This window comes from Streptomyces sp. NBC_01426, from assembly GCF_036231985.1.
Classification (GTDB): Bacteria; Actinomycetota; Actinomycetes; order Streptomycetales; family Streptomycetaceae; genus Streptomyces.
Map to the genome: position 1 here is coordinate 507,958 of NZ_CP109501.1, position 20,493 is coordinate 528,450.

General features: G+C 71.5%; 20 protein-coding genes. 15 read left to right on the forward strand and 5 right to left on the reverse strand.

Annotated elements, in window-relative coordinates; all coding sequences use genetic code 11:
* Positions 1 to 80 precede the first annotated feature (80 nt).
* The 4 genes from OG906_RS36610 to OG906_RS36625 all read left to right on the forward strand — a co-directional run bounded on the left by OG906_RS36610 (position 81) and on the right by OG906_RS36625 (position 3,700).
* The gene (locus OG906_RS36610) at positions 81 to 1,370 is read left to right on the forward strand and encodes an MFS transporter (protein WP_329448635.1); all 1,290 of its coding nucleotides are present in this window, start codon (positions 81 to 83) and stop codon (positions 1,368 to 1,370) included.
* A gap of 42 nt (positions 1,371 to 1,412) precedes the next feature.
* Positions 1,413 to 1,772 carry a phosphopantetheine-binding protein gene (locus OG906_RS36615; RefSeq protein WP_329448637.1) on the forward strand — a complete coding sequence of 120 codons (360 nt, stop codon included), beginning with the start codon at positions 1,413 to 1,415 and terminating at the stop codon, positions 1,770 to 1,772.
* A gap of 93 nt (positions 1,773 to 1,865) precedes the next feature.
* The gene (locus OG906_RS36620; RefSeq protein ID WP_267803142.1) at positions 1,866 to 3,434 is read left to right on the forward strand and encodes an acyl-CoA carboxylase subunit beta; all 1,569 of its coding nucleotides are present in this window, start codon (positions 1,866 to 1,868) and stop codon (positions 3,432 to 3,434) included.
* Positions 3,435 to 3,460: 26 nt separating this feature from the next.
* Positions 3,461 to 3,700 carry an acyl-CoA carboxylase epsilon subunit gene (locus OG906_RS36625; RefSeq protein ID WP_267803141.1) on the forward strand — a complete coding sequence of 80 codons (240 nt, stop codon included), beginning with the start codon at positions 3,461 to 3,463 and terminating at the stop codon, positions 3,698 to 3,700.
* A 124-nt stretch (positions 3,701 to 3,824) separates the two neighbouring features.
* On the opposite strand, the gene OG906_RS36630 is transcribed toward OG906_RS36625, so the two are convergent.
* From OG906_RS36630 to OG906_RS36640, 3 genes are all read right to left on the reverse strand, one after another.
* Positions 3,825 to 4,634: a 4'-phosphopantetheinyl transferase family protein gene (locus OG906_RS36630; RefSeq protein WP_267803139.1), complete on the reverse strand. Its 810-nt coding sequence runs from the start codon at positions 4,632 to 4,634 to the stop codon at positions 3,825 to 3,827.
* A complete protein-coding gene (locus OG906_RS36635) occupies positions 4,634 to 5,620 on the reverse strand; it encodes an aromatase/cyclase (RefSeq protein ID WP_329448638.1) in 987 nt (328 codons plus the stop codon). The genes OG906_RS36630 and OG906_RS36635 overlap by 1 nt, the downstream gene beginning before the upstream one ends.
* A 351-nt stretch (positions 5,621 to 5,971) precedes the next feature.
* On the reverse strand, positions 5,972 to 6,664 hold the full coding sequence (locus OG906_RS36640; RefSeq protein ID WP_267825784.1) for an antibiotic biosynthesis monooxygenase family protein: 693 nt from the start codon (positions 6,662 to 6,664) through the stop codon (positions 5,972 to 5,974).
* A gap of 227 nt (positions 6,665 to 6,891) precedes the next feature.
* On the opposite strand from OG906_RS36640, the gene OG906_RS36645 reads away from it, so the two are divergent.
* From OG906_RS36645 to OG906_RS36655, 3 genes are read left to right on the forward strand one after another with little or no spacing between them, the layout of a single operon-like run.
* On the forward strand, positions 6,892 to 7,335 hold the full coding sequence (locus OG906_RS36645; protein WP_329448639.1) for a nuclear transport factor 2 family protein: 444 nt from the start codon (positions 6,892 to 6,894) through the stop codon (positions 7,333 to 7,335).
* Complete coding sequence (locus OG906_RS36650; protein WP_329448640.1) at positions 7,332 to 8,684, forward strand: cation:proton antiporter; 1,353 nt, start codon at positions 7,332 to 7,334, stop codon at positions 8,682 to 8,684. The genes OG906_RS36645 and OG906_RS36650 overlap by 4 nt, the downstream gene beginning before the upstream one ends.
* Positions 8,685 to 8,718: 34 nt before the next feature.
* Complete coding sequence (locus tag OG906_RS36655) at positions 8,719 to 9,258, forward strand: flavin reductase family protein (protein WP_329448641.1); 540 nt, start codon at positions 8,719 to 8,721, stop codon at positions 9,256 to 9,258.
* A 24-nt stretch (positions 9,259 to 9,282) separates the two neighbouring features.
* Here the strand turns inward: OG906_RS36655 and OG906_RS36660 are convergent, their stop codons facing one another.
* The gene (locus tag OG906_RS36660) at positions 9,283 to 9,696 is read right to left on the reverse strand and encodes a winged helix-turn-helix transcriptional regulator (RefSeq protein ID WP_267803129.1); all 414 of its coding nucleotides are present in this window, start codon (positions 9,694 to 9,696) and stop codon (positions 9,283 to 9,285) included.
* A gap of 156 nt (positions 9,697 to 9,852) precedes the next feature.
* Between OG906_RS36660 and OG906_RS36665 the strand changes: the two genes are divergently transcribed.
* The 5 genes from OG906_RS36665 to OG906_RS36685 all read left to right on the forward strand — a co-directional run bounded on the left by OG906_RS36665 (position 9,853) and on the right by OG906_RS36685 (position 16,883).
* On the forward strand, positions 9,853 to 11,337 hold the full coding sequence (locus OG906_RS36665; RefSeq protein WP_329448642.1) for an MFS transporter: 1,485 nt from the start codon (positions 9,853 to 9,855) through the stop codon (positions 11,335 to 11,337).
* A 15-nt stretch (positions 11,338 to 11,352) separates the two neighbouring features.
* On the forward strand, positions 11,353 to 11,757 hold the full coding sequence (locus tag OG906_RS36670) for a pyridoxamine 5'-phosphate oxidase family protein (RefSeq protein ID WP_267825785.1): 405 nt from the start codon (positions 11,353 to 11,355) through the stop codon (positions 11,755 to 11,757).
* Between the two features lie 219 nt (positions 11,758 to 11,976).
* Complete coding sequence (locus tag OG906_RS36675; protein WP_329448643.1) at positions 11,977 to 13,452, forward strand: FAD-dependent monooxygenase; 1,476 nt, start codon at positions 11,977 to 11,979, stop codon at positions 13,450 to 13,452.
* A 61-nt stretch (positions 13,453 to 13,513) separates the two neighbouring features.
* Positions 13,514 to 15,214, forward strand: coding sequence for an NAD(P)/FAD-dependent oxidoreductase (locus OG906_RS36680; RefSeq protein WP_267799783.1), 1,701 nt, complete (start codon positions 13,514 to 13,516; stop codon positions 15,212 to 15,214).
* Positions 15,215 to 15,350: 136 nt separating this feature from the next.
* Positions 15,351 to 16,883, forward strand: coding sequence for an FAD-binding oxidoreductase (locus tag OG906_RS36685; RefSeq protein ID WP_329448644.1), 1,533 nt, complete (start codon positions 15,351 to 15,353; stop codon positions 16,881 to 16,883).
* Positions 16,884 to 16,973: 90 nt separating this feature from the next.
* Here OG906_RS36685 and OG906_RS36690 read toward each other — a convergent pair whose 3' ends face one another.
* The gene (locus OG906_RS36690; RefSeq protein ID WP_267799781.1) at positions 16,974 to 17,588 is read right to left on the reverse strand and encodes a TIGR03086 family metal-binding protein; all 615 of its coding nucleotides are present in this window, start codon (positions 17,586 to 17,588) and stop codon (positions 16,974 to 16,976) included.
* Positions 17,589 to 17,648: 60 nt separating this feature from the next.
* Here OG906_RS36690 and OG906_RS36695 point away from each other — a divergent pair, with 60 nt between their 5' ends.
* From OG906_RS36695 to OG906_RS36705, 3 genes are all read left to right on the forward strand, one after another.
* Positions 17,649 to 18,788: a helix-turn-helix transcriptional regulator gene (locus OG906_RS36695; protein WP_329448645.1), complete on the forward strand. Its 1,140-nt coding sequence runs from the start codon at positions 17,649 to 17,651 to the stop codon at positions 18,786 to 18,788.
* Positions 18,785 to 19,630: an NAD(P)H-binding protein gene (locus tag OG906_RS36700; protein WP_329448646.1), complete on the forward strand. Its 846-nt coding sequence runs from the start codon at positions 18,785 to 18,787 to the stop codon at positions 19,628 to 19,630. Before OG906_RS36695 ends, OG906_RS36700 begins: the two co-directional genes overlap by 4 nt.
* A gap of 312 nt (positions 19,631 to 19,942) precedes the next feature.
* The gene (locus OG906_RS36705) at positions 19,943 to 20,401 is read left to right on the forward strand and encodes a hypothetical protein (protein WP_443067484.1); all 459 of its coding nucleotides are present in this window, start codon (positions 19,943 to 19,945) and stop codon (positions 20,399 to 20,401) included.
* The last annotated feature ends 92 nt before the right edge of the window (positions 20,402 to 20,493 follow it).

Genomic DNA, 20,493 nt, shown 5'->3' on the forward strand with positions numbered 1-20,493 from the left:
CACCACGACCACACACGACACGGGACACGGCGCACGGCACGGCACAGGCAGACCACGAGAGGCGAGGCGTACCACCCCCCATGGACAAGACACGCTCCAAGCCCTTCCGTTCCCTCGCCGTACGCAACTTCCGGCTGTTCGCGGCCGGGCAGGTGGTGTCCGTGGCGGGGACCTGGATGATGGTCGTGTCCCAGGACTGGCTGGTCCTGGACCTGACCGGGGACTCCGCCACCGCCCTGGGCACCCTGACCGCGCTGCAGTTCACCCCGATGCTGCTGCTCACCCTGTACGGTGGCCGGCTCGCCGACCGCCACGACAAGAGACTGCTGCTCACCCTCGCCAACCTGGCCTCGGGCGCCCTGGCCCTCGCCCTGGCCGTGCTGGTCCTGGCGGGTGACGTGCGGCTGTGGCACCTGTACCTGTTCGCGATCGGGCTCGGCACCGTCAACTCCTTCGAGGTGCCCGCCCGGATGGCGTTCGTCGCCGAGCTGGTGGGCCCGGACCTGCTGCCCAACGCCTCGGCGCTGAGCGCCGCCTACTTCAACACCGCGCGGGTGGTCGGCCCGGCCCTGGCCGGCCTGCTCATCTCGGCCGTCGGCACCGGGCCGGTGATGCTCCTCAACGCGGTCAGCTACCTCGCCACCGTGGCGGCCCTGCGGCTGATGCGGCCCGCGGAACTGCTGCGCTGCGAACCCTCGGGCCGCGGATCGGGAGTGGCGGACGGGCTGCGGTACGTCCGCGCCCGGCCCGACCTGCTGGTCCCGTTGGCCCTGCTGGCGGTCGTCGGCCTGTTCGGCTTCAACTTCCAGCTCACCCTGCCGCTGCTCGCCAAGACCGTCTTCCACGCCGACGCGACCGCGTTCGGCCTGCTCACCACCGCCTTCGCGGCCGGCTCGCTGCTCGCCGCGTTCGCCACGACCGCCCGCAGCGGGCGCCCGGCGGCCCGGACCGTCACCGGCTCGGCCCTGGCGTTCGGCGTGAGCGAGACGGCCGCCGGATGGGCCCCGGACTACGTTTCGGCGGCCGTCCTGCTCGCCCTGACCGGTTTCGCCACGATCTACTTCGCGCAGGCGGCCAACCACCGGATCCAGCTCGGCAGCGACCCCCGCTACCGGGGGCGGGTGATGGCCCTCTACACGCTGATCCTGCAGGGCCTCACCCCGCTGGGAGCCCTCCTCGTCGGCTGGCTGACCAGCCGTTACGGGGCGCGCTCGGGCCTGTGGGTCGGCGGATCCGTGTCGCTGCTCGCCGCCCTGGCGGCGCTGCCCGCGGGCCGGACCCGGCGCGGATCCCGGACCGCCACGGACACCGGTTCGCCGTCCTGCGGACCCACTCCCCTTCCTCCCACCCGGTCCGCCGGCCGCCCCTGACACACGGCGGACCCCGGCGCGCACCCGACGAAAGGCACCGACATGACCGACGACTCCGCGCACGGCTCGATCGGGCACCTCCCGGACCTGTCCGAACTGCGCGTCATGAGCCCGGACGTCCTCACCGCCACCCTCGCCCACTGCCTGCGCCTGCACCTGGACCAGCTGCTCCAGGTCCCGCCGGGCCACCGGACCAGCCCGCACCAGCCCCTGCGCACCCAGGGGCTGGACCTGCTCAACGCCCTGCACCTGGCCCGGGGGATCCGCCGGGACCTGGGCGCGGAGGTGGCCGCCCAGACGCTGTTGGACGGCACCCTCACCGAACTCGCCGAGCTGCTGGCCCCGCTGCTGGCGATCGCCGGGGCGCCGCCCGTCGAGCAGCCCGAGACCGCCACCGTCTGAGACACGGGCCGGCCACCGCCGGCCCTGCCACCGCCGGCCGTACCGCCGTCATCCGCACCGCCCCGCACGCCGACACCGGACAGGAGACCCACCATGCCGCCCGCGATACCCGAGGCCCTCACCGCACGGCTCGATGAACTGGAGGCCCACAAGGAGGAGGCACGCAACGGCCCGGACCCCAAGGCCACCGAACGCCAGTACGCGAAGGGCAAGTTGACCGCGCACGAGCGGATCGCCCTGCTGCTGGACAAGGGCAGTTTCAGCGAGGTGGAGCCGCTGCGCAGACACCGGGCCACGGGCTTCGGCCTGGAGGCGAGGAAGCCGTACGGCGACGGTGTGATCACGGGTTGGGGCACGGTCGAGGGTCGTACGGTCTTCGTGTACGCGCACGACTTCCGGATCTTCGGCGGTGCGCTGGGCGAGGCTCACGCCACGAAGATCCACAAGATCATGGACATGGCCATCGCGGCCGGTGCGCCGCTGGTCTCCCTGAACGACGGCGCGGGTGCCCGTATCCAGGAGGGCGTCTCCGCGCTCGCGGGCTACGGCGGCATCTTCCAGCGGAACACCAAGGCCTCGGGTGTCATCCCGCAGATCTCGGTCATGCTCGGCCCGTGCGCCGGCGGCGCCGCGTACTCCCCGGCCCTCACGGACTTCATCTTCATGGTCCGGGACATCTCGCAGATGTTCATCACCGGCCCGGACGTGGTCCGCGCGGTGACCGGCGAGGAGATCACCCAGAACGGCCTCGGCGGCGCCGACGTGCACGCCGGCACCTCGGGCGTCGCCCACTTCGTCCACGACGACGAGGAGACCTGCCTGGCGGAGGTCCGCTACCTGATCTCCCTGCTGCCCCCCAACAACCGCGAGCTGCCGCCCCGGGTGCTCAGCGGGGACCCCGCCGACCGCCTCGGCGACCGGCTGCTGGAGCTGGTGCCGGCCGACGGGAACCGTTCGTACGACATCCGCGGCGTCATCGAGGAACTCGTCGACGACAGCGAGTTCATGGAGGTCCACGCGGCCTGGGCGCAGAACATCGTGTGCGGACTCGCCCGGATCGACGGCCACACCGTCGGCGTCGTCGCCAATCAGCCCGCCTCGACCGCCGGCGTCCTCGACATCAAGGCGAGCGAGAAGGGCGCGCGGTTCGTGCAGTTCTGCGACGCCTTCAACATCCCGCTGGTCACCCTCGTCGACGTCCCCGGCTTCCTGCCCGGTGTGGACCAGGAACACGAGGGCATCATCCGGCGCGGCGCCAAGCTGCTGTACGCGTACTGCAACGCCACCGTGCCGCGCGTCTCCGTGGTGCTGCGCAAGGCCTACGGCGGCGCGTACATCGTCATGGACTCCCGTTCCATCGGCGCGGACATCGCCCTGGCGTGGCCCACCAACGAGATCGCGGTGATGGGCGCCGAGGGCGCCGCGAACGTGGTCTTCCGACGGGAGATCGCGGCCGCCGACGACCCGGAGGCGATGCGCCGCGAGAAGATCGCGCAGTACAAGGAGGAGCTCGTCCACCCCTACTACGCCGCTGAACGCGGCCTCGTGGACGACGTCATCGACCCGCGCGACACCCGTTCCGTGCTGGCCCGCTCGCTGGCGATGCTCGCCGCCAAACACGCCGACCTGCCGCGGCGCAAGCACGGCAACCCGCCCCAGTGACCGCGCCCACCAGAGGAGAAGCCGCCGTGAACGGACCGGCCGACGAACAACTGCTGCGCATCGTCAGGGGCAACCCCTCCCCGGAGGAACTGGCCGCCCTGACCGCGATCCTGCTCGCCCGCGCCGCGGGCGCCGGCGTCGAACCCGACGACGTGGCCCGCCGTCAGCAGGTCGTGGCCCTCTGGCGGCGCCCGGACCGGGTCGCCGGCTTCGACGGGCCGCGCACCTGGCGCTCGCCGGCGCGGCCCGCGCCACGCGCCGCCTGAGACACCGGGCACACGCGACACCGCTCGCGACGGACCAGCACGGAGGGGCCGGGGAGACTTTCTCCCCGGCCCCTCCGTGCTGTCGTCGTCCCTTCCTCGTGTCGTCCTGCCGTCGTGTCCCGGCTCAGGCCGCCCGGGCCGACGGCGAGGGCCGGGTGCGGTGGTCCCGCAGGACCGTGCGCAGCCCCGGCTCGACGCCGGCGAGGCGTTCCGCCGCCTCCTGCGCGTACAGCAGGGTGTCCGGTACCGCCCGCATCACGATGCGGTGGTCCCCGCCGCCCAGGATCGCCACCGCGGCCACGTGGCCGTCGCACAGCGGGAGGTTACCGACCACCCAGCCCTCGGGCCGGTCCCGCGCCCGCTGTTCGCCCAGGTAGTCGAGGTGGGTGCCGCGGGCCAGCCCGGTGCCGATCCCCTTGAGGTAGGCCTCCTTGCGGGTCCACAGCCGCCCGAAGGCCGCCGTGCGGCGGTCCTCGGACAACTGTTCCAGTTCCTCCCGTTCCACCGGGTGCAGCGCCGGCAGACAGGCCTCCGCGGTCCCGGCCGAGGGAATGCGCTGGACGTCGGCCCCCACCCGGGTCTCCGCCACCGCCACCAGGGCCAGGCCGTGGCTGTGCGAGAGGGAGAACTGGGGGGCGCCCGGCACGCCGAGCACCCGGGGCCGGCCGTTGCGGCCGCCCGACCCGTCGTAGCGCTCGCCGGCGATGGCGAGGTTGCGGGGCGCGATGCCGGTGTACACGGCCAGGACCCGGCGCAGACCCACGTGGGCGGCCGCGTACATGCGCTGGTCGTCGGAGCGGCGGTACGCCTCCACGCGCCGCAGCTCCCGGTCGTCCAGGTCGCCCATCGGCACGTCACGGGGCGACTCGGGGGGTGGCAGCAGCCACACGTCCAGCTGCCCGTCGTCGAGGGTCAGTACGTTCGCCACCGCCATCAGCGCTTGTTCCCGGAAAGGGTCTCCGCGCGGGTTTCGGTGTGGCTCTCGGCGTGGGTCTTGGCGTGGTTGAGGGTGGCGAGGCTGTTGGTGGAGAGGGCGGTGTGGACGTAGGCGCGGGCGTCGGCGACGGTGGCGTCGGGTCCGAGGATGCGGGTGATGTTGTCGGTGTTGAGGGTGACGGTGTGTTGGGAGCCGGCGGTGACGCCGTGGTCGGTGTCGCGGAAGGTCCAGTACCCGGTGTGGAGGGTCATGAGGGCGGGGAGGGTGACCTGTTTGTAGGCGATCTTGTGGTGGGGGAAGGTGACGCGGTGGGACTTGGTGGTGTGGACGGAGCCGTCCTTGGCGCGGGTGTCCATTTCCAGGGTCTGGACGCCGGGGGTGTCCTCGGTGAGGCGGACGGTGGCGACGTGGGGCAGGTGTTCGGACCACAGGTGGGCTTCGTTGATGAAGTCGTAGGCGTCCTTGGCGGAGCCGTCGATGGTGACGGTGTCCTCGAAGGAGAAGGTGACGTCCTCGGCGCCGTGGGCGAACTCCACGTTCCGCTTCAACGCCGCCAACTCGGCCTCGGCCTCCCGGGCCACCCGCTCGCCGATGCGGTCGAGCGCGGCCGGGTCCTCGCCCTCGGCCCGGAACTCGTGGAACAGCCGGACCCGCGAGGAGTTCTCGTCGAGCGGCTCGACGAGCCAGGCGCCGCCCATCGAGGCGACGGGCGCCTCGGTGGCCAACAGTTCGAAGTTGACCCGCAGGTCGGCGTCCTGGACGATGCGGCGCAGTCGCCAGGTGCGCAGCGCCCCGCCGGCGCCCGCGGTGTCCCAGACGCGCAGCCGCTGCTCGCCCTCCGGGGCCTCCTCGTGGGAGACGTGGACGGTGGCGGGGAAGGTGCTGGGCCAGTTGTCGACGTCGGCGATCAACCGGTGGACCGTGGCCGCCGGGGCGGCCACGGTGATCTCGTGCGCCGTCTGGCGCACGCCCGCTTGCTTCATGTTCGGACTCCTCGTCCTTGAAGGGCGCGGGGAGTTGCGGGAGCCGGGTTCGCCGCATGTGGCCGTGTGGATGCACTGACGAGGGAACACGACGTCCCGCTTCGCCCGCGAGGTGAAATCTGTGGGTGCTGTCCGCGGACGGGACGGGTGGGGGAGCGGGGCGTACCCCGGGGGAGCGCAGAAGTGCCGCTGCCGGGCGGGGGTCCCGGCAGCGGCACTTCTGTCAGTGGGCCACCGCGTCGCTGTGACGGCGGCGGCCTGGTTCGGGGCCCGCGTGCCCGGGTCCGTACGCGGTCCCGGTGGGGGCTCCGGCCGCCGCACAGCCGGCCGGAACCCCCACCGGGACGCGGATCACTCGCCGGCGGCGCGGGTGTGCACGACGCGGTAGGTGTTCTCGTCCTGCCAGGTCTGCAGGGCGCTCACCCGGGCGTCGACCTTGCGGCGCTCGGGGGTGCGGTCGGCCTCGGCCTGCGCACGGAAGGCGTCGTACGCCTCCTTGCCGTCCCACTGCGAGTACGAGACGACGAACTTGCCCTCGATGCCGCGGGCGCGCAGGCCGCGCAGCACGGTGTGGCTGCGGTAGCCGGGCACGTCGAGCAGGTACTCCTGCGAGGCGCCGAGCGCGTCGACGAGGTCCTCCTGCTCCTCCTCGGCCACGCCGAAGAGCTCGATCGCGGTGTAGTCGTCGCGCTGCGGGGAGATCTCGACGCCGTCGAGCTCCGGCTTCGCCTGGACGAAGGCGATCTCGTTCTGGAGCAGCCGGATCGAGGTGGTGATCTCACCGAAGAGCGGCAGCGTACGGTGCTTGAACTCCTCCCCCGAGTAACGCACTTCGAGGTCCTCGGTGCTGCGCCACTGAATGAAGTTGGCGGTGCCCGGCTTGTCCTCGCCGGCGTGGACGGTGCTGGAGATCCAGCCGTCGTAGGCCGCGGAGTCCACGATCTCCCGCATGGCGGCGAGCAGCTTGACCTGCTTCTCGGGGGCGTCGGTCGAGAACAGGTTGAGAACAGTCAGGTGCTGACCGTCGGCTGCAATCTTCGGCATTCTCTTCTCTTCCATTCGAGGAAAATGATGTACGAACGGCCATCACTGCCCGGCCGGTGTTCCCAGTGCATCCTGCTCAATGAAAGGGCCATGGGAAAAGGCCTGTTGCGTCAGAATTCGGATCCGCTCTGTCAAGCTCCGGAAAGCCATTCAAGGACTTCTCACGACTTTGTCAGAGGTCTGAAAAACATCGTGGTTCGCCAAGGGGCGGGCGCCATGCTCGCCTCATGCATCCAGGACAGGCAACCGCCGACACACGTACTCTGCTGGACCGCTATCTCATCGGTCTCGACGACGACGAACTGGACGACGCCTGGGCGGCGCGCCTGTTCACGCGTGACGCCCGGGTCGAGTTCCCCATGAGCGGTCACAAGGGCCTCGAAGGCCTCGCCGCCTACCACCGGGACGCCCTGGCGGCCTTCGCCGCCACCCAGCACCTGGGGTCGCCCGCGGTCGTGGACCTCGTCGACGAGGGCCGGGCCGTGCTGCGCGCCAACCTCGTCTCCACGCACGTCCACCACCCCGGGACCCCGGGCCGGCCGCTGTTCACCGTCGGCACCCTGGCGAGGGGCGAGGCCGAACTCACCGACGAGGGCTGGAAGCTGGCCGCGCTGTCCTTCCGCGTCCTGTGGACCGAGGGGAACCCGCCCGTGCCCGAGGAGTCCCGATGATGACCTTGGCGGCCGGGCTCAAGGAGTCCACCCTGGCGATGATGCTGCTCGACATCGGCGTGGTGCTGCTCGCCGGCGCGGCACTCGGCCGTCTCGCGCAGCGGCTGCGCCAGCCCGCCGTGGTCGGTGAGATCGCCGCGGGCATCCTGCTCGGACCGAGCATCCTGGGCCTGCTGCCCGGACACCTGACCGAGCGTCTCTTTCCGGCCGAGGTGCGCCCGCTGCTGTCGGCGGTCTCCCAGGTCGGCCTGATCCTCTTCATGTTCGTGGTCGGCTGGGAGTTCGAGAAGCGCCTCATCAAGCCGCACGCCAAGCTCGCGGCCGGGGTCTCGCTGTCGTCCATCGCCGTGGCCTTCGGCCTGGGCGTGGCGCTCGCGCCGTTCCTCTACCCCGAGCACATGGTCGTGGCGGGCAAGGAGATCTCCTTCATCGCCTTCGCCACCTTCCTCGGCACGGCCATGTCGGTCACCGCCTTCCCGGTACTGGCCCGCATCCTCACCGAGAACCGGCTGATGGAGACCAAGGTCGGCTCGCTCTCCCTGGCCAGCGCCGCCATCGACGACCTGCTGGCCTGGTGCCTGCTCGCGTACGTCTCGGCCCTGGTGGCCTCGGACGGCGACTATTCGAGCCTGGCCCGGATCGGCGCCCTCAGCGTCGGCTTCGTCGCCCTGATGTTCCTGGTCGTCAAGCCGCTCGTGGCACGCCTGGTGTGGCGCTGGGCCGCCGCCGAACGCTGGCCGGCGCTGCTGTCCGTGCTGTGCGCGGGCGCGCTCGGCTCGGCGTTCCTGAGCAGCTGGATCGGCATCCACGCGATCTTCGGGGCGTTCCTGTTCGGCTTCGTGATGCCGCGCGAACCCTCCCGGGTCCTGGCGGAGCACCTGCGCAAGCCCATGGACCACGTCAGCGTCGTGCTGCTCCCGGTGTTCTTCATCGTCACCGGTCTCGGGGTGGACCTCGGCGCGCTGACCGCGTCGGACTACGTCGCGCTCGCCCTGATCATCCTGGTGGCCTGCGCCGGCAAGCTCGTGGGCGCCATCCTCCCGGCGAGGCTGGCCGGGTTCTCCTGGCGGGAGTCCAGGGACCTGGGCCTGCTCATGAACACCAGGGGCCTGACCGAACTGATCATCCTGAACGCCGCCGTCAGCCTCGGCGTCCTCGACGGACGCATGTTCACCATGCTGGTGATCATGGCGCTGGTCACGACGGCCATGGCGGGCCCCCTGCTGTCGCGCCGCCGTCCCGCACCCGCCGCCGAACCGCTCGCCGGCGCACAGCCGTCGGACGCGGACGACGCCCTGTCGCCGACCGTTGCCACGCCGGCCGCGGACTTCATCGCACCCCGTACCTGAGAGCCGAAGGCCGAAGCCGAGAGAGAGGCATGTCGTGATTCCCGTTCAGTCAGCAACCACCGAGAACCGGGCTCCCGTCGACGGACGCGCGCTGCGCGACGTGTGCGGGCACTTCGCCACCGGTGTCACGGTCATCACCTCGGGCGGCGGCCAGGACGCCGCCGGGACCACGGTGAACTCCTTCACCTCGGTCTCGCTGGATCCGCCGCTGGTGCTCATATGCCTGCACCAGAACTCCCGGCTGCTGCCGGTGGTCCAGGAGAGCGGCGGCTTCGTCGTCAACTTCCTGACCCAACAGCAGCAGTCCATAGCCTGGGCGTTCGCCGGGCGGCAGTCCGCCCGCTTCGAGGACGTGCCCCACCACCGCTCGGAGGCCGGACTGCCGGTGCTCAGCGAGGCCCTGGCCTTCCTGGACTGCCGACTCATCGCCGAGTACGACGGCGGCGACCACACCATCCTGCTCGGCGAGGTCGTCGAACTCGACGCACCCGGCGCCGAGGAGGACCCGCTGATCTTCTTCCAGGGGAACATGCGCGAGCTGGACCGCGAACCCGCGGACCTGCCCGCGCGCTGACCCCGGCCGGGCGACCCGCATAGGTCAGCGGGCGCTCCCGTCCGCCGCGTCGAACTCCTGTCGCGCGCGCTCCACTCGGGGCAGGTTGTCGGCCGACCAGTCCGCGAGGTGGGAGAAGAGCGGCGCCAGGCTGCGTCCGAGCTCGCTGATCTCGTACTCCACCCTCGGCGGCACCTCGGGGTGGTAGGTGCGCACCACGAGCCCGTCGCGCTCCAACTGCCGCAGACGCTGCGTCAGCACCTTCGGCGTGATCGTGCCGATGTTGCGGTGCAGTTGCACGAAACGCTGGACCCCGAACTCGTTCAGCGTCCACAGGATCGGCGTCGTCCACCGGCTGAAGACGATGTCGAGCACCGGGGCGATGGGGCAGGCCTGTTCCGACGTCACCCGTGCGGCGTGCGCCGCCGCTTCGCCCGACAAGGCGGTGCTGCTGTTCATGCGAACCCTCCAGGAAGTCACTTTCCTCTAGGTACCTACTTTACTGGGGATGCTAGCTTCCCGAAAGCCACCAGAGAGCGCCGGTGTTGCAGGCCGACGCCCCTCCCGCCGTCCCCGTTTTCCCTCCCCCGTTCTCATCCCGCTTCGAGGAGTGGCATGTCGATCCAAGAGTCCCTGCGCACCACCACAACGCCGGAGGCCGGGCCCGCCCGGCGTCCCGGCCTCATCCTGGCGTTCCTCTGCCTGGCCGGCTTCATGACCTTCCTCGACGTGTCGATCGTGAACGTCGCGCTGCCGACCATCGAGGACGAACTCCACATCTCCCAGACGGCACTCCAGTACGTCGTCACCACCTACGGCATGGTCCTCGGCGGCTTCCTGCTGCTGACCGGCCGCCTCGCCGACACCCTCGGCCGCCGTCGGATGCTCCAGACCGGCCTGCTCCTGTTCGCCGCGTCCTCGCTGCTCGCGGGCCTGGCCCAGAACTCCTCCATGCTGATCGGCGCCCGCGGCGCCCAGGGCCTGGGCGCGGCCTTCATCGCCACCGCCGCCCTGAGCCTGCTGACCAACAACTTCGAGGAAGGCCCGGCGCGCAACAAGGCGCTCGGCGCGTGGGGCGCCCTCAGCGGCGTCGCCGCCGTCGCCGGCGTCACCCTCGGCGGTCTGCTCACCGACGGCCCCGGCTGGCGCTGGATCTTCTTCCTCAACGTGCCCATCGGCATCGTCGGCGCCCTGATCGCCCCGCTCGTCGTCGGCGAGAGCCGCGCCGCCGAGCGCACCCGCAGCTTCGACTTCGCCGGCGCCGTCGTCCTCACCGCCGGTCTGATCCTGCTCATCTTCACCCTCGGCCAGACCATCGACGACTCCGACGTCCCGGCCGCCCGCATCTACGGCGGCTTCGCACTGGCCGCCGTCCTGCTGATCGCCTTCCTCTTCATCGAACGCCGCGCCAAGGCCCCGCTGATGCCGCTCGGCATCTTCCGCCGCCCGTCGCTGCGCGCCGCCAACGTCATCGCGATCCTGCTGCTGGGCACCTGCGTCAGCCTGTTCTTCTTCGCCAGCCTCTTCATGCAGCAGGTGCTGGAGTGGTCCGCCATCAGGACCGGTCTCGCCTACGTGCCCCTCGCGCTGACCACCGCGGTCGGCGCGGGCGTCGCCTCCCAGGTCGTCACCAAGGTCGCCGCCAAGCCCGTCCTGATGGTCGGTCTGACGCTGGTCAGCGGCGGCATGCTGCTCCTGTGGAACGCCCCCTCCGACGCCGCCTACCTCACCGACCTGCTCCCCGCGTTCATCATCTGCGGCCTGGGTCTGGGCGCCTCCTTCGTCCCGCTCCAGATCTCCGCCTTCGCCGGCTCCGAGGAGCAGGAGGCGGGCCTGGCCGCCGGCCTCATCAACACCGCGCAGGAGATCGGCGGAGCCCTCGGCCTGGCCGTCGCCGCCACCTTCGCCTTCCGCCGGATCCCCGAGCTGACCGCCAAGGCGCACGGGGTCCCGGAACTGGTCCGCGAGGCCCGCACCACCGTCTTCCACGACGCCTTCCTCATCAGCGCCGGATTCGCCGCGCTCGCCTTCCTGGTGACCCTGGTGCTGCTGCCCCTGACCAAGGCCAAGGACCAGCCGGCCGGCACGCCGGTCCACTGAGAACGGAACCCCTCCATGGCACCCACACGCACACCGGCACTGCGGCTCTCCGCGGAGGCCGAGGCCTTCCTCGCCGAGAACCACCTGTGCACCTTCACCACGCTGCGGCCCGACGGCAGCCCCCACACCGCGCCGGTGCGCTTCACCTGGGACGGTGACGCGGGCCTCGCCAGGGTCATGACCACGGCGACCCGGCGCAAGGCCAGGAACCTGCTGGCCAACCCGGGCGGGCGGGTGTCGGTCTGCCAGATGGCGGGCTGGCAGTGGCTCACCCTGGAGGGGACGGCCACCGTCTCCACGGACCCCTCCCGGGTCGCGGAGGGGGTACGCCGCTACACCGAGCGGTACTGGTCGGCGCCGCCGCAACCGCCGGGTCTGGCCGTCGTCGAGATCCGGGTCGACCGGGTGCTCGGCGGCTGAGAGGACACCGCGGACAGCGGTACGCGCGTCACGAGGGTGCCGGAAGCAGTGCTTCCGGCACCCTCGCGCGTCCGCCCGCGCCCCCTCTCACCTCCCCGGAGCGGTCCCCTGACACTGCTGCCGGGGATCTGACGAACTTGTCAGAGCCCTGTATCGGAGACCGTTCAGCTTCCCGCGGCCCCTCGGAATACTGGAGAAAACGCCAGCGGGAGAGGGAAGATGGAAAGCTTGAACGCCGATGTCATCGTTGCCGGAGCGGGCCCTGCGGGACTCATGCTCGCAGGAGAACTGCGCCTTTCCGGTCTCTCCGTGATCGTCCTCGACCGGCTCACCGAACCGATGCGCCAATCCCGCGCACTCGGATTCTCGGCCCGCACCATCGAGGAATTCGGACAGCGCGGTCTCCTCGCGGAATTCGGGGAACTCGACACCATTCCGGGAGGCCACTTCGGCGGCCTTCCCATCGACTACCGCATCATCGAAGGCGGGAACTTCGGCGTCCGCGGGGTCCCCCAGTCCCGCACCGAGGCCATCCTCCACGACTGGGCCGTGGGCCTGGGCGCGGAGATCCGCCGCGGCCACGAGGTCGTCGGCCTCACCGACGGCGAGGACGCCGTCGAGGTCGAGATCGCCGGCCCCGAGGGCGTCGAGCGCCTGCGCGCCGCCTACCTGGTGGGCTGCGACGGCGCCCGCAGCACCGTCCGCCGCCTCTCCGGCATCGACTTCCCCGGCACCAGCGCCACCATCGAGATGAAGATGGCCGACGTGACCGGCGTCCCGCTGCGGATCCGCCCCACCGGCGAGGTCGGCGAGCAGGGCATGGTCGTGGTCCTCCCGCTCGGCCCGCACGCCACCCGCGTCGTGGTCTTCGAGCGCGGCGCCGGCGTCCGCCCCACCCAGGAGCCCCCCACCTTCCAGGAGGTGGCCGAGTCCTTCCAGCGGGTGACCGGCGAGGACATCAGCGGCGCCACCCCGCTGTGGACCAGCTACTTCACCGACGCGAGCCGGCACGCCGCCGAGTACCGCAAGGGCCGCGTCTTCCTCGCCGGCGACGCCGCCCACATCCACCTGCCCATCGGCGCGCAGGGCATCAGCGCCGCCGTCGGCGACGTGGTCAACCTCGGCTGGAAGCTCGCCGCGGCCGTCAAGGGCACCGCCCCCGAGGGGCTGCTCGACACGTACCACACCGAGCGCCACCCGGTCGGCGCCCGCATCGTCGCCAACACCCTGGTCCAGCGCACCCTCTACCTCGGCGGCCCCGAGGCCGACCCGCTGCGCGAGCTGTTCGCCGAGCTGGTCCGCATCGAGGAGGTGCGCACCCACCTCGTCGGGCTGGTCACCGGCCTCGACACCACCTACGGAGCCGCCCCCGGCGACCACCCGCTGCTCGGCCGCCGCCTGCCCGACCAGGAGCTCCTGGTCGACGACGCGAAGACCAGCACGTACGAACTGCTGCACCAGGGCCGCCCCGTCCTGCTCGACCTGCACGACAACGCCGAACTGCGTGCCGCCGCCGCCGGTTGGACGGACCGCGTCGACGTGGTGACCGCCACCCGCAACGACGCCGACGCCCCGGCCGCGAGCCTGCTGGTGCGCCCCGACGGCTACGTCGCCTGGGTCGCCGCCGACGGCTCTCCCGAGGGACTGGCCCAGGCCCTGACCGACTGGTTCGGCGCACCGCGCCACACCGCCTGACCCGATGACCGGCCGGCGTCCACGCAAGCGCCGAGTGAAATCGACAAAGAGGAGTACGGTCTTGCCCACCAAGGCTGAGGCAACGAAAGAGGCCCCCAAGGCCGAAGAGTGGAACGAGTGCGACGTCCTGATCCTGGGATCGGGACTCGCGGGCTCGATCACCGGCGCGATCCTGGCCCGCCAGGGCGCCAACGTCGTCCTCATAGACGCCGGCCAACACCCGCGCTTCGCCGTCGGCGAGTCGCAGAACCCGCAGCTCGTCGAGTGGCTGCACATCCTCGCCACGCGCTACGACGTCCCCGAGATCAAGCACATGCTCGACGTCAAGGCGATCACCGAGCACATGGGCCCGCACCACGGCCGCAAGCAGAGCTTCGGCTTCGTCTCGCACGACAAGAACCGCGAGCCGAACCCGGCCGAGGCCACGATGTTCGTGATCCCCAAGATGCTGACGGAGGCCGTCCACCTCTACCGGCAGGACACCGACTCGTACTACCTGAACGTCGCGGCCAAGTACGGCTGCACGATCCGGCAGAACTGGCGCGCCACCGACCTCGACTTCGACGAGGACGGCGTCACCGTCACGGGCCACACCGGTGAGGTGTTCCGCGCGAAGTTCCTCATCGACGCGAGCGGGTTCCGTTCCCCGCTCGCCGAGAAGTTCGCCCTGCGCGACAACCCGCCCCGCCACAAGCACCACTCGCGGTCGCTCTTCACGCACTACGTCGGCATCAAGCCGTACGACGACGTGTGCAACTACCCGGAGGCGCTGCGCCCGCCCGCCGAATCGCCCTTCCACGGCGGCACGCTCCACCACCTGATCGAGCGCGGCTGGTTCTGGATCATCCCGTTCGACAACTACAAGGACTCCAAGAACCCGCTCTGCAGCGTCGGACTGACCTTCGACGAGCGGCTGTACCCCAAGCCGAAGGACATGACCCCCGACGAGGAGTTCAACCACTACCTCGACATGTACCCGGCGGTGAAGCGCCAGTTCGACGGGGCCAAGCGGGTCCGCGAGTGGGTCTCCACCGACCGGATCCAGTACTCCTCCAAGCAGACCATCGGCCACCGCTGGTGCCTGATGTCGCACGCCGCGGGCTTCATCGACCCGCTGTACTCGCGCGGTCTGTCCAACACCTTCGAGGTCGTCGACGCCCTCGCCTACCGGGTGCTGGACGCGCTGCGCGAGGACGACTTCTCGGTCGAGCGCTTCGAGTACGTGGAGCGCCTGGAGCAGGGCCTGCTGGAGTACAACGACAAGATCGTCAACGCCTCCTACATCGCCTTCAGCCACTTCCGCCTCTGGAACGCCGTCTTCCGGGTGTGGGCCTGCTTCACCACCCCGGCGACGATGCGCCAGATCATGGCGCGCCAGAACTTCACCCTGGACGGCGACGACCGCCACTTCCGGGAGATGGAGAAAGCCCCCTACACGGGCCTGTGGTGGCCGGACAGCCACGCCTTCAAGCACCTCTTCGACATCACCGCCGAGACCTGCGAACGGTTCGAGGCCGGCGAGATCGACGGGGACAAGGCGGCCGACATCGTCTTCCAGGCGATCCGCGACTGCGAGTCGGTCAACACGCCGTTCGGCTGGAAGGACCCCGAGGACCACCGGTTCTTCCGGGCGACCACCCCCACGATGATGAAGTTCATGTGGTGGGCGAGCACCTCCGGCCCCAAGGAGATGCGCGACCTCGGACGCTCCATGCTCAAGGGCGTCGTCCGACAGGGCGTGCGCGGCCGCAAGGTCTCCTAGCCTCGGCCCCTCCCGGCTCCACCGGCCCCGCCGCCCCCTCCGGGCGGCCGGGCCGGTGGCCCGCCGCCGCTCCGCCCCCCACAGCCTCGTCACACCGCCTCGTCACACCCCTGTCGCCTCGACCCATGGGACAACCGTGATCACTCGTAGAGCACTCATCGGCGCCGGCACGGCCGCGGTCGGCCTGACCGTCCTGCCCGCCGCGAACGTCACCGCCGCGGCCGAGGCCGGCCGCGCCCCCTGGAGCCAGCTCGCGCGCAACCTCCAGGGCCGGCTCGTCCTGCCCACCGACGCCGCGTACGGCGTGGCCAAGCAGCTCGAACTCGCCCAGTTCGACGCCGCCAACCCCAAGGCCGTCGCCTACTGCGTCAGCTCCGCCGACGTCTCCGTCGCGCTGCGCTTCGCCCAGGACAACTGCCTGCCCGCCGCCGTCCGCAGCGGCGGCCACAGCTTCGGCGGGTACTCGACCACCCCCGGCCTGATCATCGACGTGTCCGGGCTGAACGCGGTCGCCCTGGCCGCCGGCAACGGCTCGGTGAACATAGGCCCCGGCGCCAAGAACGTCGACATTCTCAACGCCCTCGCCCCGCACGGCCTCGTCGTCAGCGAGGGCGGCTGTCCGACCGTCGCGGCCGGCGGCTTCCTCCAGGGCGGCGGCTACGGGTTTCTGACCCGCCCGATGGGCATGGCCTGCGACGCCGTCACCTCGGCCGAGGTGGTCCTGGCCGACGGCCGCGTGGTCACCGCCTCGCCGACCCGCAACAGCGACCTGTTCTGGGCGATCCGCGGCGGTGGCGGCGGAAACTTCGGCGTGGTCACCCGCTTCACGGTCACCCCGCACGTCGGCGACCAGATGGCCATCACGAACCTGATCTTCCCGTACGACCGCGCCGCGGACGTCCTGGACGCCGCCACGACCTGGCTGGTGGACGCGCCCCGCACCATCGGCGGCGGCGGGTACGTCGTCCAGCCGGACGCGGCACCCGGCTCCGTCCCCAACGTCAACATCATGCTGGCCTCCCGGGGCACTCCGGCGGAACGGGACGCCGAGGCGGCCCGACTGATCGCCCTGACGGGCGCGCCGTTGGCCCGCCAGGACGCCGTCATGACGTACCAGCAGCTCATGATGATGATCTTCGGCTGTGGCACGCTCAGCCAGGACCAGTGCCAACGCGCGGGCAAGTCCCCGTCCGGTGTGCTGACCCGACCCGAGTTCGGCCTGGAGCGCACCCGCCTGGCCGGTCGCCCGCTGGGGCACACCGGCTGGACGGACGTGATGACGGCCTTCGACGCCGAGCGCAGGGCCGGCCAGGCTCGCTACCTCGACCTGCACTTCTTCGGGGGCGCGGCCAACGACCCGGGGCGCACGGACACGGCGTACGTCCACCGGGACTCGCTGTTCTCGGTCAACTACCGGGCCCTGATCAACGATCCGCAGCAGAACACCGCCGACGCGCGGGCGGTCGCCACCCACTGGGTCGACAACGGCTTCCGGACGATCGACCCGCTGTCCAACGGGGAGACGTACCAGAACTGGATGGACCCGGCGCTCACGGACTGGAAGCGGTCCTACTACGGCGAGAACTACGCCCGCCTGGCCAGGGTCAAGACCAAGTACGACCCCGCGCGGTTCTTCTCCTTCGCGCAGGGCATCGGGTCCGCCGGCTGATCCGGACCCCGATACGGGCCGGGCAAGATCCGGAAGAGACGGCCTGGGGGCCGCCGTCCCGGGACGGCGACCCCGTGACCCGGGCGGCCGTCAGGGACGGCGGCCGTACCAGCCGACGAGCCTGTCGATCGCGGGAGCATCCTCGTGCACCTCCACCACCGGACCGAACGGAACCTGGCCGCCACGCGGCTCGGCCGGCACGGCGCGGTGCATGTTCGCCAACGGCGCGGCGAGCATCTCCGGGTCCCACGTCGGGTTCTGGCCGGTGGCCTTGGCGAGGTCCCAGACGTGCAGGACGAACTCGTTGGTGTAGATCACCGAGGCGACCACACCGGGCACCGGGCCCCAGGGCAGACCGATCTGACGACCCAGCACGGCCGGGTCGGACCAGACGGCGTCGAACTCCTTGACGGAGACCGCCCAGGCCTCGGCCCAGTCACCGTCGGCGACGTCCTCCGCGAAGTGCGGAACGCTCATGAAGGAACCGCCCGCACCGAGCACGGCGACCCGGCGCAGCACCGACACCAGGTGGTTGGCCATGTCCCGGACCGAATAGTCCGGACAGGGCGTGACCTCGTCGTACTGGTCCGGGCGGATGCCGGCGAGGACCTCGTGGGCCAGTGCGACGACCTTGAAGAGGCCGCCGCGGGGGTCGGTGGACGGACGGGTGGCAGGGGCGCCGGAAACATTCACAGTCTCTGTCATGACTCCATCTTCCCCACCAAACAGGTCATCTTATGGCCTATTAGAAAGAACGTGGGCAAAATGAAGGCTGATCGTCTGGTCGCCACGCTGCTCTTCCTCCAGGCGCGCGGACGCGTCACGGTCAAGGAGGTCGCGGGCGAACTCGAAGTCTCCGAACGCACCGCCCGCCGCGACCTGGAGGCGCTGACCCTGGCGGGCGTACCCGTCTACTCCCAGCGCGGGCGCGGCGGCGGCTGGAGCCTGGTGGGCGGATCCCGTACCGACCTCACCGGCTTCACCCAGCGCGAGATCGGGGCGCTGTTCCTCGCCGCCGGTCCGCTCTCGGCCTCACCCGAACTCCGCGCCGCCCTGCGCAAACTGGTCCAGGCACTGCCCGCCCCCATGCGCCCGCACGCCGAGGCCGCCTCCAAGGCGCTCGTCGTGGACGGCCTCGACTGGTCCCGGGCCGCCGTCCGCACCGCCGGCGGGCCGCACCACGACGCCCTGGAACAGGCGGTCCTGGACCGGGTGCGGATCACCCTCGGGTATACGGACCCCGACACCCCGCCCGGCCGGTGGACCGTCGATCCGCTCGGCCTGGTCTGCAAGGCCGGCCAATGGCACCTGGTCGCCGCCACCGAGGACGGCCTGCGGTCCTTCCGGCACACCGGGGTCACCTCCGTCACCGCCACCGGTGAACCCGCCCGCCGCCCCCAGGACTTCGACCTGGCCACGGCGTGGCAGGCGTTGACCGACGGCGTCGAACGGGGCCTGCGCACCACCACGGTGCGCGCGGCGGTGCACACGGACGTGCTGCCCGCCCTGCGCGAGCTGTTCGGCGACCGGCTGCGCGGGCCGCGGCCGCGCGCCGACGGCCGCCACGACATCGAGGCCGACGGGCCGTCACTCGACGTGCTCACGACCCGACTCGCCGGCTTCGGCGCCCGCGTCGAAGTACTCGGCCCACCCGAGGCGCGTGCCCACCTGGCGCGCCTCGGTCGCGAACTCGCCGCCGTTCACGGGCAGTCCGCACCTTGCCCTGCCGTCCCGACCGGGGACAGCACCTCCCGGAGGGATAGTCACTTTCCCCTAGGTACTTACTATGTCGAGGATGCTAGCGTCCCCGGTATCACGGCGAAGGACACCGTCCGGCCACCGCGGCGCCGCCCCCGACAGCGGCTTTCTCCCACCATGAACCTTGATGAAGGAGCATTCTCATGATCGTTGTCACCGGAGCCACCGGAAACGTCGGCCGCCCGCTGATCGCCACCCTCACCGCGGCCGGCGCCGATGTCACCGCCGTCTCCCGCAACCCCCTGCCCGCCGAACTCGCCCAGGACGTACGCCACGTACAGGCCGACCTCGGTCGGGCGGAGAGCCTGCGCGAGACCCTCAAGGACGCCGACGCCCTGTTCATCCTGCTCGCCGGCGAACTGCTCGGCGGCGGCGAGAGCGCCGAGACCCTGCTGACCGTGGCCAGGGAGTCCGGCGTGCGCAAGGTCGTCCTGCTCTCCTCGCAGATCACCGCCACCCGTCCGGACGCGCAGTCCCACAACCGGCTCCGCGAGTTCGAGGACGCCGTTCGCGGTTCCGGCCTGGAGTGGACCGTCCTGCGCGCCGGCGGTTTCGCCTCCAACGCCTACGCCTGGGTCGAGTCGGTCCGCGCGGACCGCACCGTCCTCGCGCCGTTCGCCGACGTCGCGCTCCCCGTCGTCGACCCGGCGGACATCGCGGCCGTCGCCGCCGCCGCCCTGCGCGAGGAGGGCCACGCCGGCCAGACCTACGAGCTGACCGGCCCCGCCGCGGTCACCCCGCGCGAGCAGGCCGCCGCGCTCGCCGAAGTCCTCGGCGAGGAGATCACCTTCATCGAACTCAGCCGCGAGGCCGCCTACGCCCACATGTCGCAGTTCATGCCGGAGGGCGTCGTCCAGGGCACCCTCGACATCCTGGGACAGCCCCTCCCGGCCGAGCAGCGCGTCAGCCCCGATGTGGAGAAGGTCCTCGGCCGCCCGGCCTCCCCCTTCGCCGCCTGGGTCGAGCGCAGCCTGCCGGCCTTCAAGTAGGCCTTCGGGCCCACCGAACCCGCGGGCCTCCCCGCCGCCCGCCCGTCCCCCGCACGGGTCGGCGGGGAGGCCCGCGTTCCCGCTGTCCGGAGCCCGTGCCGCCCCACGCACGGGGCCTGTGCCGCCCGACGTACGGGCCCACGTTCCCGACGTACGGGGCCCCGCGCGACGCGGCGGGCACCCTTTCAGGCGAACGAAAACCGGTTCGCGAGTCACCGGTCTCCCGCTCACTCGTTCCCTTCACGTGATCCGTACTGGTGAAGGGACGCGAAGCCTGTGAGCAAACGTCAAAAGGGCCGAAGGCACCGCACCGTGAACATGACGCCCCGGCCGGTCGGACCGGCCCGGGGCCGTCCCCTGCGCGTGCCGGCCACCGTGTCCGTACCCGCCCCGGGGCCCGACCCCGTGTCGTCCTCCGCGACCGCCCCGGCGCCGACCCCGAAGACCCACCCCGTGTCGTCCCCGGAGACCGACCCCGTGGCCGCCGCGGCGGATCCGGGTGGGCCGGAGCCGCACCACGACCTGTTCCACACCTCCGCCAGCAACGGCGGCCTCGGCCTGCCCGCGGCGCGCACCTGGGACGGACTGAGGGCCACCGCCCCCGCCGGGGCCACCCTGGAAGAGCTGTCCGCCGCCGTCGGGTTCACCCCGCCGACGATCGCCAAGCACCTCAAGGCGCTGGCCGCCTTCCGACTGGCGGAACAGCGCGGCCCCCGCTGGCACCCGACCGACGCGCACCCCACCCCGTCGGGAACGGCCGCCGCCCCCTGACGTCGGACCTGAAGGGGCCCTGCTCCGGCCCGACACCGGCCGGAGCAGGGCCCCTTCACGCCGTTCGCGCGTCGGGCACGTCCGGTTCCCGC